Below are 12994 nucleotides of genomic sequence, written 5' to 3'. Positions count from 1 at the left end.
AACGCCATGGACTGGTCGATCCAGGAGATCGCCCGGCTCGCGGGCACGACCAGCAGAACGCTGCGCCACTATGACGACATCGGTCTGCTGAAGCCCACGCGCGTGGCATCCAACGGGTATCGCCACTACGACGACGCCGCGCTGGTGCGCCTGCAGCGCATCCTGCTGCTGCGGGAGCTCGGACTCGGGCTGCCGCAGGTGGCCGAGGTCATCGAGCGCGAGAAGTCCGAGGCGTCCGCGCTCGAGACGCACCTCGCCCTGCTCCGGCAGGAGCAGGAACGGCTTGCCAGGCAGATCGCCTCCGTCGAGAACACCATCACCGCATTGACAGAAGGAGGAACCCTCATGGCAGAGAACATGTTCGACGGGTTCGATCACACACAGTACAAGGAGGAGGTCGAGGAGCGCTGGGGCCGGAAGGCCTACGCCGACGGCGACCGCTGGTGGCGCGGCATGTCCTCCGCCGAGCAGGATGCCTGGAAAAAGAGGGTCTCGGACCTGAACCGCGATTGGATCGCGGCGGCCGAGAGCGACATCGACCCGGCATCCGACGAGGCGCAGGCGCTGGCGCGCCGGCACGTCGAGTGGCTCAGCGGAGTGCCGGGCACCCCCGCCGCCGCCCCCGGCGGCGACATCAAGGGCTACGTGATCGGACTCGGCGAGATGTACGTCGCAGACCCGCGCTTCGGCGCGAACTACGGCGGAGCGCAAGGTGCGGAGTTCGTCCGCGACGCGCTGCGCGAGTACGCCGACGCGAACCTGTGAGCCCGCCGATGTGCTCAACTTCGGATGAGACGCGCGGCGCGCCGGTGAATCCTCACGGATCCCGGCGCGTCGTGCTGCGGCATCCGAAGATGGGCACGCGCGTCACCCGCCGGTTCCGGGACGGACTGCGACCGGAAGGCTACATCCCGAGCCGGATCGCGACGATGCCCAGTGCCGCGGCGACGGTCGCCGTGATGCCGACGGCGCCAGGCTTCTCCTTGAACACCAGCAGCCCGATCAGCCCCGCGGCGACAACGCCGGTCTCGCGCAGCGCGGACACCAGCGCGAGCGGCGCGACCGACTGCGCCCACACCACGATCGTGTACGCGACCAGCGACAGGACACCGCCGATCGCGCCGACCGGTGCGTGCCGGCGCAGACCGGCCACGTGTGCGCGGCGGTCGCGGGCGAGCAGCAGGCAGCACAGCGGGATGGTCACGCCCTGTAGGAAGAACAGCCAGGTCGCGTAGCTCAGTGGCGCGCCGGATGCCCGCACTCCGAGGCCGTCCACGAAGGAGTACGCGGTGACGCATACGCCGACCGCGACCGCCAGCAGCATCCCGCGCCGCGAGGTGCGTTGCCGTCGGGCGAAGGCGAGCGTGAACAGTGCGCCCATGACGATCGCGACGCCGGCGAACTGCAGGGCGGTGAGTCGCTCGCCGAGTATCGTCACGGCGAGCACGGTCACGCCGAGCACCGCGAGTCCGCGGGTGAGCGGGTAGGCGACGCCGAAGTCGCTGTGCGCGTAGGCGGCGGTGAGCAGGATCAAGTACGCGGTCTGCAGGACGACCGAGGTCAGCAGCGCCGGCCACGATGCCGCGTCCGGGAGCGGCAGCAGCAGGCATCCGGCGCCGCCGACCACGAGATAGACGAGGCCGATCAGCGACGAGGACACCAGCCGATCGGGGATCGCCTTCGCGATCGCGTTCCAGCTGCCGTGCATCACCGCCGAGCCGAGCACGGCGAGAAGGACGACGGCGCTCATGCCGCGGTCGCAGCCGGAGGATGGATCGATGTCACGGGCGCGAGCCGAACGCGAAGCCGGGCAGCTCGTCATCGGCGGGCAGGCGCAGCGCCGCCAGCACGTGCGGCAGCACATCGGCGTGATCGACCACCGGCTGCGATCCCGCGTGGATGCCGGGCCCCGCAGCCGCGATCCAGGCCAGTCGCTCCTCGTCGCTGTCCCCGCCGTGGTGCCCGGTGTCGCGGTGGCCGTGATCGGTCAGGACGATGACGGTCCAGTCCTCGTCGGCGCGCGCCTGCCGGGCATCGATCGCGGCGAGCAGCACGCCGAGATGCGCGTCGCAGGCCTCGATCGCGGTGCGATACCGGTCGGTGACGCCCTCGGTGTGCCCGACCATGTCGGGCAGCAGCTGGTAGGCGAAGACCGCCGCATGATCGGCACTGAGGAGCTCCCGGGCGACGCGGGCGGTGACCGACTCATCCATCGCGGCGATCTGATCGAGCGCGTCGGTGTCCTCGATGCCCGCCGGAAGCGGCGGGCGGTAGCCGCCTTCGTGGAACAGCGGACCGCCGGACACCTCTTCCACGAGGGGCGCCCAGGCGCCCGCGGCGAAGGTCGTGGCGCCCGGCAGCGCCTCACGCACCCGGCGAAGCAGATCAGGATGCCGGTCGAACGCGTTCCGGCGGAAGTCGTTGTCGTGCACGCCGTGCCTGTCGCGATACACGCCGGTGGCCATCGTGGACCACACGGGGCCGGAGATCGTGGGGTTCGCATCGTGCACGCGCACGGTGGCGAGGAAGCCTCGCGCGGCGAGCGCGTCGAGGTGCGGGGTCCGAACCGCGCGGAGCACGTCGTCGCGCACGCCGTCCCATCCCATGATCAGCACATGCTGCGCGGTCATCGCGATCCTCTCCTCGGGTACGCATCAACGCTAGGCGGGCACTCCCGAGTCGCATGCACAACCGCAGTTATGTGAACATAAGGTGAACTTATGACCCTCGCGCAGCTCCGCGTTTTCGAAGCGGTGATCTCCCAGGGCGGATTCGCCGCAGCGGCCCGCGTCCTCGGCGTCAGCCAGCCGGCGGTGTCGGCCCAGCTCTCGGCGCTCGAGAAAGCGCGCGGGCTGCGCCTGGTCGACCGATCCACGGGCGAGCCGACGCCTGAAGGAGCCGCGCTGCATGAGATCACGCGGCCGCTGTTCGCGCTCGCCGACCGCGCCGAGCAGCGCCTCGCACAGGCCGAGCGCCTCGGCGGAGAGCCACTGCGGATCGCCGCCGACGCCCCCGGATACCTCATGCCGCTGCTCGCGCGCATGCGCGCCGCGCATCCGGATCTGCGGTTCGCCGTGACCGGCGGGAACGCGACGGAGGCGCTCGCGGCCGTGCGCAGCGGGGCGTCGGAGATCGGCGTGGCGGCGGAGGTGCCCGAGGACCCCGTTCTGCACCGGATGGTGCTGCGCGAGCAGGAGCTCGTCGCCGTCGTCCGCACCGATCATCCGCGTGCCGGCGGCAAGCAGTTCCCGCTCGTCGAGCTCACCGGGGAGCCCCTGATCGGCCGGGAGCAGGGGAGCGTCACGCGGGCCGCACTCGAGCGCGCGGCAGCGGATGCCGGGGTGCCGCTGTCCTACGCGATGACGGCGGACACACGCGAGGCCGTGGTGGCGGCCGTGGCGTCCGGACTGGGGGTGGGGATCGTCGCCGAGGACGAGATGCTCGACGACCCGCGCCTGGTGATGCTCGACCTGATCGGGCCCAGGATCGCGCTCACCGAGTACCTTGTCTGCCGGGCGGGCTTCGAGGGGACTGTCGCCTGGCGCGCCCTGATGGCCGCGCTGCGCGCCTGACGGAAGATCGTGGTCAGCGCGTCGGCGGAGCGGCGACCGAGTCGCGGTGCACGAGGTACGTACCGAGGATGAGATCGTCCTCGGGGGTCCGGGCGAAGGCGTCGTGCTCGGACAGCGCCGCGCGCAGCGCCTCGCGGCCCATCTGCTCGAGCGGCACATGCACGGTCGTGAGCTTCGGCGACAGGTCGACGGCCAGCGGGGTGTCGTCGTAGGCCACCACGGACATGTCCTGGGGGATGCGCACCCCGGCATCCCGCAGCCCGTCGTAGACGCCGGCTGCGATCGTGTCGTTCACCGCGAAGATCGCCGTCACGTCCGGCGAGTCGTGGAGCAGGGCCTGCGTCGTGGCATGGCCGGCTGCGCGGCCGAAACCCTCGGCGCGGATGATCGTCTCGTCGATCTCGATGCCGCGCGACTGGAGCGCGCGCAGATAGCCGTCCAGGCGTCGGGAGATCGAGGGGATCTCGCGCTCGCCGCCGAGGAAGGCGATGCGGCGGTGCCCCTTCGCGATGAGATGCTCGGTGACCGCGAACGCGCCGCCCTCGTTGTCGTAGGCCACCGAGCGGGTCGGCGAGGGGATGGTCAGCGCCGGATGCGCGCACAGCACCAGGCGGCTGCCCATGGCTTCGAGCGACTCGGCGCGCTGCACCAGCTGCCGTTGGTAGGGCAGGTCGACGTTCGTTCCGCTGACCAGGATGACGGCGTCGACACGGCGTTCCTGCATGAGATCGATCAAGGTCATCTCATGACCGGGTCGGGAACCGGTGGTCGCGATGATCGCGAGTCGGCCGGATGCCTGTGCGGCCTGCTCGAGCCCGCGGACCATGTACCCGAAGAACGGGTCGACCAGCTCGGGCACGATGATGCCGATCGTGCGGGTGTCCGAGCGGGCGAGGGCGCGGGCGTTCGCGTTGGCGGCGTAGCCGAGCTTGGCGACGGCACGCATCACGCGATCGCGGGTGCCCGCGGCGACGGGGTAGTTGGCGTTCAGCACGCGCGACACCGTGGCGGTCGAGACGGCGGCGAGCTCGGCGACATCGCTGATCGTCGCCGGGCGCCGCGTCGCCGGGCGAGACGCGTGGTCAGAAGTCGAAGACACGATCCCCCATCCGTGGCCGGTCAGGCCATGATCGCGAAGTCGGCCGGGCGCACTTCATGGTCGAACGTACCACCTGCCGCGAAGCGACCGACTTCGGCGACGGCGAGTTCGCCGAGGCGCGCGATCTCGTTGCCCAGCGCGCCGGCGATGTGCGGGGTGATCACCACGTTCGGCAGGCCGTAGAGCGGTGAATCCGCGGGCAGCGGCTCGGGATGGACCACGTCGAGATAGGCGTCCAGACGACCGGACACGAGTTCGGCGGTGAGTGCGGGCGTGTCGATCAGCGCGCCGCGGGCGGTGTTCACGATGACGGTGCCGTCGTGCATGAGTGACAGCTCCTCGGCGCCGATCATGCCGACCGTCTCATCGGTGAGCGGAGCGTGCACGGTCACGGCATCGCTGCGTCGGCACAGATCGGCGAGATCGACCAGCTCCGCACCCAGTTCGGCGGCCTGCTCGGGCGTGATGAACGGGTCGCTGAGCAGCACCTCGGCGTCGAGGGTGCGCAGCATCCTGAGCATCTCGCGGCCCACCCGCGAGGCGCCGATGACGCCGATCACGACCCCGTAGGTGCCGATCTCGGGCATCGATCGCGGGTCGCGGATGCTCTTGGTCTCGCGCAGCTGCGCCGCGAAGCGGCTCGCGCGCTTCAGGCCGAAGACGGTGCTGGCGAGGGCGAACTCGGCGACGGGAATCGCATTTGCGCTCGCACAGCTGCTGACCCGGATGCCGAGGTCGAACACCGCCGGGTCGAGGAAGAGGCGAACGGTGCCGGCGGCGTGCACGATCGCGCGCAGCCCAGGGGCCTTCTCGAGGATGCTCGGGTCGACACGGGGCGTGCCCCAACCGGTGATCAGGACCTCCGTGTCGGCCAGCACGCGAAGGGCATGGGGGGAATCGAGATCGGAGAGCGGCGCGGGGTCCACGACGCGGGCGACCTGGCGCAGTTCTGCGAGTGCCGCCGGTGGGAAGGCAGCGGCATGGGACTCGCGGTCCATGGCGAACGCCACACGGGGAAGCCAGCTCATTCGTTCTCTCCATCGAATCGAAAGTAGTAAGCGATTACTATCACGTTACCGCACCGACGCGCCACCTTCTCCAGCGCAGATCCCACGGATTACGGTGAACATCGGATCTCTCGTTGACAGTCTCGACGATGTTGGGTTACCGTCTGTAGAAATCGCTTACTAGCGACTGATCATCCGTCACCAAGGACGTTCGGAGGATGCGGTGACCGCAGCACCCGTCACGAGCCGGCCCCCAGAGGCCGCGCCTGAGCCGTCGCACGAGGCCGTGCCGCGCACGCGCCGAGTGAATCGGCGCGGCGCGACCAAGCTGTCGTTCGCCGCGCGCTTCCGCCGCGACAGGGTGATGCTCCTGCTCGTGCTCCCCGGCTTCCTCTACTTCGTGGTGTTCCACTGGCTGCCGATCCCGGGCAACATCATCGCCTTCGAGGACTACCAGCCGTACCTCGGCTTCGTCGACAGCGTCTGGGTCGGCCTCGACAACTTCGTCGCCGCGTTCGCGGATCCGATGTTCTGGTACGCGCTGCGGAACACCCTGGTGATCACGCTGATGCAGCTGATCCTGTTCTTCCCGGTCCCGATCGCCCTCGCGCTGCTGCTGAACAGCATCATGTCGCCCCGCCTCAAGAAGTTCGTGCAGAGCGTGATCTATCTGCCGCACTTCCTCGGCTGGGTGATCATCATCTCGATCTTCACGCAGATCCTCGGGCCCACCGGCGTGGTCCCGAGCCTCTTCGAGTCGCTCGGCCTGCCGTCCATCAGCCCGATGACCAACCCCGAGACCTTCCCGCTGCTGGTCACCGTGCAGACGATCTGGAAGGACGCCGGCTGGGGCACGATCATGTTCCTCGCAGCGCTGGCGAGCATCGACGACGAGCTCTACGAGGCCGCCGCGATCGACGGGGCCGGCCCGTGGCGGCGCACCTGGGCGGTGACGATCCCGGGCATCATGCCGATCATCATCCTGCTGCTGATCCTCAACCTCGGTTCCGCGCTCTCGGTCGGCTTCGAGCAGATCATCCTGCAGCGCAACAACGTCGGTGCCGAGGCGGGCGAGGTGCTCGACACCTTCGTCTACTACCACGGCATCGTCGACGGCCAATGGGGCACAGCCGCAGCCGTCGGCCTGGTGAAGGGCGTCGTCGGGCTGTTCCTGGTCCTCGGCGCGAACAAGGTCGCTCACATGTTCGGACAGGATGGGGTGTACTCCCGTGACCGTTGAGATGAATGCGCCGACGACCGTCGTCCGGCTCGGAGCCAAGGGTGCCAAGCGGCTGAAGGCCAGGCGACCGGTCTGGATGGAGAAGCCCAGCGTCGCGGCGCAGGGTGCCAAGGGCCTGGTGCTGCTGCTGGTGTGCGTGGCCGTGATCTACCCGTTCCTGGTCGTGATCGGCACAAGCCTCTCCACACAGCAGGAGATCGCGGCCAACAACGGCTTCGTGCTGATTCCGCAGCACCCCACGCTCGACGCCTACAAGACGATCCTCTCCGGGGGCATCGTGACCGATGCGCTGGTGCGCAGCATCGGCATCACCCTGGTGGGCACCGCGCTGTCGATCGCGCTCACCGTGATGATGGCCTACGGGCTGTCGCGGCGCGGGCTGCTCTGGGGCAACTTCCTCCTGATGACCGCGCTGCTGACCATGCTGTTCACGCCCGGCATCATCCCGACGTTCCTCGTCGTGAAGGAGCTCGGCCTGCTCGGCACGTACGCGGCGCTCATCCTGCCCACGGCGCTGTCGGCCTTCAACCTCATCATCATCCGGTCGTTCATCATGAACATCCCGGCCGAGCTGCTCGAGGCCGCTCGCCTGGACGGCGCCGGCGACATGCGCATCCTCTGGCACGTGGTGCTGCCGCTGTCGAAGGCCGTCATCGCCGTGATCGGCCTGTTCTACGCGGTCGGGTACTGGAACGCCTTCTTCAACGCGATGCTCTACGTCGACAGCGACAAGTGGCCGCTCGCGATGGTGCTGCGGCAGTACGTGCTGCTCGGCTCGTCGATCGACCAGAGCGCGGGCGCCGAGATCGCCGCACCCAGCCAGGCCATCCAGATGGCCGTCGTGGTCATCAGCCTGGTGCCCATCCTGTGCGTCTACCCGTTCCTGCAGAAGTACTTCACCAAGGGCGTGCTCACCGGAGCAGTCAAGGGCTGACCCCCGTTAGCGCAACTCCCCACCCAAGAGAGGACCTGTAATGTCCATCAACGAGATCACTGCTGATCGTCGTACCTTCCTGAAATACGCCGGGTTCGGCGCACTGAGCATCGCCGCCGTCGGCTCGCTCGCCGGCTGCGGCACCCGAGAGGAGCTCGTGGCCTCGGCCTCGGACGCGGTGAAGCTGCCGACGTTCGTCGCCGCCAAGGGGCTGCAGCCCGACCTGGCCGGCACTGCCGAGGGCGTCCCCGCCGCGTTCTTCAACTATCCGAAGAACCCGGTGCGCAGCGTCACCACCCCACCGCTGAACGGCGAGACCTTCTCGGCGATCACGAACATCTTCGGCCCGCCGCCGAACGGCCGTGCCAAGAACCCCGCCTGGCAGGAGGTCGAGAAGCGCCTGGGCGGCAAGCTCGACATCACCGCCGTCTCGGCGGACGACTTCAGCACCAAGATCAACACGACGATCGCCGGCAACGACATCCCGGACATGATCCTCGACGACGGCTACTCGATCCCCGACATCATCGGATTCCTGCAGGCGAAGTGCCAGGACCTCACGCCGTTCCTGTCCGGCGACAAGATCAAGGACTATCCGAACCTCGCCGCCATCCCGGAGCTGTACTGGAAGCAGACCGTTCGGAACGGCAAGATCTACACCCTGCCGATCCCGCGCGGCGGCACCGCCGGCCTGGGCTTCTACAACGCGAAGCGATATGCCGAGGCGGGCATCACCGACACATCCGAGATCAAGAATGCCGACGACTACCTCTCCGTGATGAAGGAGCTCACCGACGCCAAGGCCAAGCAGTGGGCGTTCGGGTCGACCGGTTTCGGCCTGAGCACATTCCATCAGCTGTTCGGCGTGCCGAACCAGTGGCGCGAGGTCAAGGGCAAGCTCATCAATGCGATCGAGACCGACGAGTACCTCGAGTCGATCTCGTTCGTGCAGAAGGCCAACAAGGCCGGCTACATCATGCCCGGCAGTGACGCATGGACGAAGTCGCAGATGGTGAACGCCTTCACCACCGGTCAGGTCGCGCAGATCTACGACGGCCTCCCCGCCTTCTTCAAGTCGGACGGCTACGGTGCGACCGTGCCCGACTCCGCACCGTTCCTGCCGTTCGCCGCAGGCGGCGGTGACGCGATCGCGTGGCTGGACAACATCATCTTCGCCAGCACGATGCTGAAGAAGAACGACGACGCCTCGATCAAGAAGCTGCTCGGCATCGCGAACCTGCTCGCCGCCCCGTTCGGCACCGAGGAGTATCTGCTGATCAACTACGGCGTCGAGGGCGCCGACTACGCGCTCGACGCCAACGGCAACCCCATCCCGACCCCGAACGCGCTGGCCGACACCACGGTGCCGTGGAAGTACATCGCTGCCCCCAGCCCCGTGCTGTACCTGCCGGGCCAGGAGCAGATCATCCGGAAGACGCACGCCGCGTACTCGTCGCTGATCCCGCTCGGCATCGAGGACCCGACCGCCACCCTGTTCAGCCCGACGAACGCGTCTAAGGGCGGCACCATCAAGCAGCCTGTCAGCGACGCCGCTCAGGACTTCATCGCCGGTCGCAAGAGCATCGACGACGTCAAGGCCGCGATCAAGACCTGGCGTTCGGCCGGCGGCGACAAGATCCGCAAGGAGTACGAGAAGGCGCTGAACAAGTGACCCCCGAGCACGACCCCGCAGACGGCTCATCCGCCCGCATCTTCTGGACGGAGACCGCCGACCGGTGGCTCCGCGCCGTGCGCGAGCACGGCGCGGACGACCCGGCCGGGGTCGTGCTCCCCGGCCGCGTGACCGGTGACGGCGTGCGCCGCGAGTCGATGGAGAGCATAGGCCGCAGCTTCCTGCTCGCCTCCTCCCGCATCGCGGGTGCCACGGCGGATGACGCCGAGGCCGATGCGCTGGTGGAGTTCTACGCGCAGGCGATCGTGGACGGCACCGACCCCGAGCATCCGTCCCGCTGGCCGCTCGGCGTGACCTGCCGCACCCCGCTCACCGGCATCACGAACTCGATCGTCGAGGGCGCGAACCTCGCCTTCGGGCTGTACACCGCCGGCGATCGGTTCTGGTCTCGGCTGGATGCCCGGCAGCAGCGCCAGGTACTCGGCTGGCTGCGTCACCATGCGCAGCGCGAGGTCTGGCAGAACAACTGGCAGCTCTTCCCGGCGATGGCCGAGGCCTTCATCCGGCACGTCGACGGCGACGCCTCCGGGCTGCGCAACGAGCGCAACGTCGCCCGCGTCGAGGGGTGGTATCTCGGTGACGGCTGGTACACCGACGGCCCCGAGCACGCGATCGACTACTACAACGCCTGGGCCATCCACCCGTACCTGTGGGCCTGGTACCGGATGACCGACCGCACGCAGACCTTCGAAGGACAGCGCCACCTCGAGCGCCTCGCCGCCTTCGCGGAGGGGCTGCCGTCGTTCGTGGCATCCGACGGCGCGCTGCTGCACTTCGGGCGCTCGCTGACGTACCGCACGGCGGCGCTCGCGCCGCTGTGGTGCGCGGAGATCTCGGGGATCAGCCCGCTTCCGCCGGCGCGCACGCGAGAGGTCGCCACCTCGGTGCTGGACGGTTTCGTGCAGCACGGCGTCGGCGCGGACGGGCAGCTCGGATTGGGCTGGTACGACGAGTACCTGCCCGCCATGCAGGACTACAGCGGATTCGGATCGCCGTACCTCGCCGGCATCGGTTTCCTCGGGCTGTCGCTGGAAGCCGGTCATCGAGTGTGGACGGCGGATGCCGTGCCCTCCGAGCGACCTGCATTCACCCGCTCCTTCGACGGCACCGGACTGACGCTGAGCACGGCGGGCGACGACGCCCCGGTGATCCTCGTGAACCACGGGTCCGACCATGCCGAGCTCGCCGTGCAGCCGCACGGCATTCCCGACCCGGACGACCCCCACTACGCCTCGTTCGCCTACTCCACGCACACCGCTCCGGAGGTCGGCCACGGATGGCTGGAGGCCGTCGACGGGCACATCACCCTGTTCGACGACGCCGGCCGCCCGAGCAGGAGGGTGAAGCTGCGCGGGCAGACCGCTGACGGGCCGATGAGCGCGTCGGTGCACTATCCGCAGGTCGACGGGAAGCTGCTCGTCGGAGCCTGCATCGTCACGGCATCCGTGGTGAACCGCGGCACCGAGGTGCGCGCGCACCTCGTGATGGCACCGGCCTCGCACGACCGGATCCGGGAAGGATCCTTCGCGCTCGCCGCCGCCGAACCGCTCGACGCCGCGGTCGCGGGTGTGCAGGCCGAGGTCTCGAACGGCGCGCATCGCGCGGTGCTCACCGGCCTGTACGGCTGGGATGCCGCGGGCACGGTCGCCCATCGGGGAACCAATGCGATGGGGGAGCACTCCGCCATCCCCGTCCTCACCGCCGCTCGCGATGCGGATGAGACCGTGCATGTCGCGCTGCACCGTCTGCTGCGCGAGGGCGACGATCAGGCCACCGACCCCGTCGTCGCGGTCGAGGGCACGCAGCTCACCGTGGACTGGCCCGATGACGGCATCCACGTCGAACTCGACCTGCGGACCGTCGTCGAGTGGGACGGCCAGCCGGGCCGCCCGGGCGGCCGACGGGTCTGACAACGTCCTGCCCCGACGGTGGGTGTTCACCGTCGGGGCGGGCGAACCTGCACGCACACGAAGAACGGAGCCGCATCATTTCCGCGATCGCGAACCCCTGGACCACGCGCAGCCGCAGTGCGGACGCCGCTGTGGAGGTGCGCTTCGGACCTCTCGTCGGCCACCGCGACGACGAGGCCATGCGGCGCTTCCGTCGCTACGGGCTCGGGCAGTTCATCCACTTCGGGCTGTACTCGATCCCGGGCAACGAGTGGCACGGAGAGCGGCCGGCGAGCCTCGCCCCGGAATGGATCAGGGCCTGGTCGGGGCCGAACGCGCCGGAGGACTGGCCGCAGACGTACGACCGGCTGAACGAGGTGTTCGATCCGACGGAGCTGGACGCCCGGGAGTGGGCGCGGCAGGCGAAGCGGATGGGCGCGCGGTACATGATCTTCACGACCAAGCACCACGACGGGTTCGCGCTCTGGCCGTCGGCGCACTCCGACTACACGGTCGCGCAGTCGCCGTGCGGACGCGACCTCGTCGGCGAGGTGGTCGACGCGTACACGGCCGAGGGCATCGACGTGTTCCTCTATTTCTCCGTGCTCGACTGGCATCACCCCGGCTACACGACCACGGTGACCGACGACGACGCCGAGAGGGCCGGCTGGCAGGACTTCCTGGAGTACACCCGCGCGCAGCTGCTCGAGCTGCTGGACCGCTATCCGGCGGCGAAGGGCCTGTGGTTCGACGGCACCTGGGATGCTTCCTGGGTCGCCTCGTACGAGTTCACGCATCGGCTCGAGCAGGAGCTGCGCGAGCGGCGCCCCGGACTCATCATCGGTTCGCGGTTCCGCAACGACGAGCACGGCGCACGGCACTTCGACTCGAACGGCCGTCTGCTCGGCGACTACGAGCAGGGCTGGGAGCGCAAGCTGCCCGCCGACCACGCGATGCTCGACGGGCACGACTGGGACGGCGTGATGACGATCGGGCCGAACGCCTGGGGCTTCATGCGCGACACGGGCGATCAGTACCAGAAGACCGCCGACGACCTCATCGACCTGCTCATGCGGTGCCGATCGATGGGCGGCAACCTCGTGGTCAACTTCGGTCCGGACGGCGAAGGCCGGATGACTCCGTACGAGGGGAAGATCGCCGAGCAGCTCGGCGGCTGGGTCCGCGAGAACGCGGACGCCGTCTACGACGCCGGGCACGTCGACCTCGACGAGACCCCTCTCGGGTGGCTGACGGGCGACGGCGACCGGGTGTTCCTCACCATCGTCAACCGCCCCGTGACGGGCATCGCCCGGCTGCGATTCCCCTCGGATGCGCCGCGGGTGCCGGTGTCGGCCCGACTCCTGGCATCCGGTCGGGAACTGGAGCTGCGCCGCACGGACATCGGTTTCGACCTGGACGCCGCGATCCACTACGACGTCGTCATCCCTGCCGACTTCGCTGCAGATCGCGCCTTCGTGGTCGAGATCGCGCTCGGTGCGGCATCGGCCGGCGTCTCGGATCGCGCCGCCGCTCACATGTGAACCACGAGACAAGGACAGG

11 protein-coding genes are annotated in these 12994 nt (G+C 69.0%); 7 read left to right on the top strand and 4 right to left on the bottom strand.

The features are described from left to right. The first annotated feature begins 6 nt into the window (after positions 1 to 6). On the top strand, positions 7 to 765 hold the full coding sequence (locus ACFVAE_RS17915) for a MerR family transcriptional regulator (RefSeq protein WP_378895227.1): 759 nt from the start codon (positions 7 to 9) through the stop codon (positions 763 to 765). Positions 766 to 904: 139 nt separating this feature from the next. Here ACFVAE_RS17915 and ACFVAE_RS17910 read toward each other — a convergent pair whose 3' ends face one another. Then, positions 905 to 1750 (bottom strand): EamA family transporter, encoded by an 846-nt coding sequence (locus ACFVAE_RS17910; RefSeq protein ID WP_378895223.1) that lies wholly within the window; start codon positions 1748 to 1750, stop codon positions 905 to 907. A 31-nt stretch (positions 1751 to 1781) separates the two neighbouring features. Continuing rightward, complete coding sequence (locus ACFVAE_RS17905; protein ID WP_378895220.1) at positions 1782 to 2630, bottom strand: alkaline phosphatase family protein; 849 nt, start codon at positions 2628 to 2630, stop codon at positions 1782 to 1784. Between the two features lie 90 nt (positions 2631 to 2720). On the opposite strand from ACFVAE_RS17905, the gene ACFVAE_RS17900 reads away from it, so the two are divergent. Further along, positions 2721 to 3572 (top strand): LysR family transcriptional regulator, encoded by an 852-nt coding sequence (locus tag ACFVAE_RS17900; RefSeq protein ID WP_378895217.1) that lies wholly within the window; start codon positions 2721 to 2723, stop codon positions 3570 to 3572. Positions 3573 to 3585: 13 nt separating this feature from the next. On the opposite strand, the gene ACFVAE_RS17895 is transcribed toward ACFVAE_RS17900, so the two are convergent. Both ACFVAE_RS17895 and ACFVAE_RS17890 read right to left on the bottom strand, forming a co-directional pair. Then, positions 3586 to 4671: a LacI family DNA-binding transcriptional regulator gene (locus ACFVAE_RS17895; protein ID WP_378895215.1), complete on the bottom strand. Its 1086-nt coding sequence runs from the start codon at positions 4669 to 4671 to the stop codon at positions 3586 to 3588. A 20-nt stretch (positions 4672 to 4691) separates the two neighbouring features. Continuing rightward, complete coding sequence (locus ACFVAE_RS17890; protein WP_378895212.1) at positions 4692 to 5699, bottom strand: hydroxyacid dehydrogenase; 1008 nt, start codon at positions 5697 to 5699, stop codon at positions 4692 to 4694. A gap of 202 nt (positions 5700 to 5901) precedes the next feature. Here ACFVAE_RS17890 and ACFVAE_RS17885 point away from each other — a divergent pair, with 202 nt between their 5' ends. The 5 genes from ACFVAE_RS17885 to ACFVAE_RS17865 all read left to right on the top strand — a co-directional run bounded on the left by ACFVAE_RS17885 (position 5902) and on the right by ACFVAE_RS17865 (position 12975). Beyond that, positions 5902 to 6918, top strand: a complete 1017-nt coding sequence (locus ACFVAE_RS17885) for an ABC transporter permease (protein WP_378895209.1) — start codon at positions 5902 to 5904, stop codon at positions 6916 to 6918. After that, on the top strand, positions 6908 to 7852 hold the full coding sequence (locus tag ACFVAE_RS17880) for a carbohydrate ABC transporter permease (protein ID WP_378895206.1): 945 nt from the start codon (positions 6908 to 6910) through the stop codon (positions 7850 to 7852). The genes ACFVAE_RS17885 and ACFVAE_RS17880 overlap by 11 nt, the downstream gene beginning before the upstream one ends. 40 nt (positions 7853 to 7892) lie before the next feature. Then, positions 7893 to 9524 (top strand): hypothetical protein, encoded by a 1632-nt coding sequence (locus ACFVAE_RS17875; RefSeq protein WP_378895204.1) that lies wholly within the window; start codon positions 7893 to 7895, stop codon positions 9522 to 9524. Then, on the top strand, positions 9521 to 11455 hold the full coding sequence (locus tag ACFVAE_RS17870) for a DUF2264 domain-containing protein (RefSeq protein WP_378895201.1): 1935 nt from the start codon (positions 9521 to 9523) through the stop codon (positions 11453 to 11455). The genes ACFVAE_RS17875 and ACFVAE_RS17870 overlap by 4 nt, the downstream gene beginning before the upstream one ends. 137 nt (positions 11456 to 11592) lie before the next feature. Next, positions 11593 to 12975: an alpha-L-fucosidase gene (locus tag ACFVAE_RS17865; RefSeq protein ID WP_378895198.1), complete on the top strand. Its 1383-nt coding sequence runs from the start codon at positions 11593 to 11595 to the stop codon at positions 12973 to 12975. Positions 12976 to 12994 lie beyond the last annotated feature (19 nt).

The sequence above is a fragment of the Microbacterium sp. NPDC057659 genome, assembly GCF_042799915.1.
GTDB lineage: Bacteria > Actinomycetota > Actinomycetes > Actinomycetales > Microbacteriaceae > Microbacterium.
This window is presented reverse-complemented; position numbering and strand designations above follow the sequence as displayed.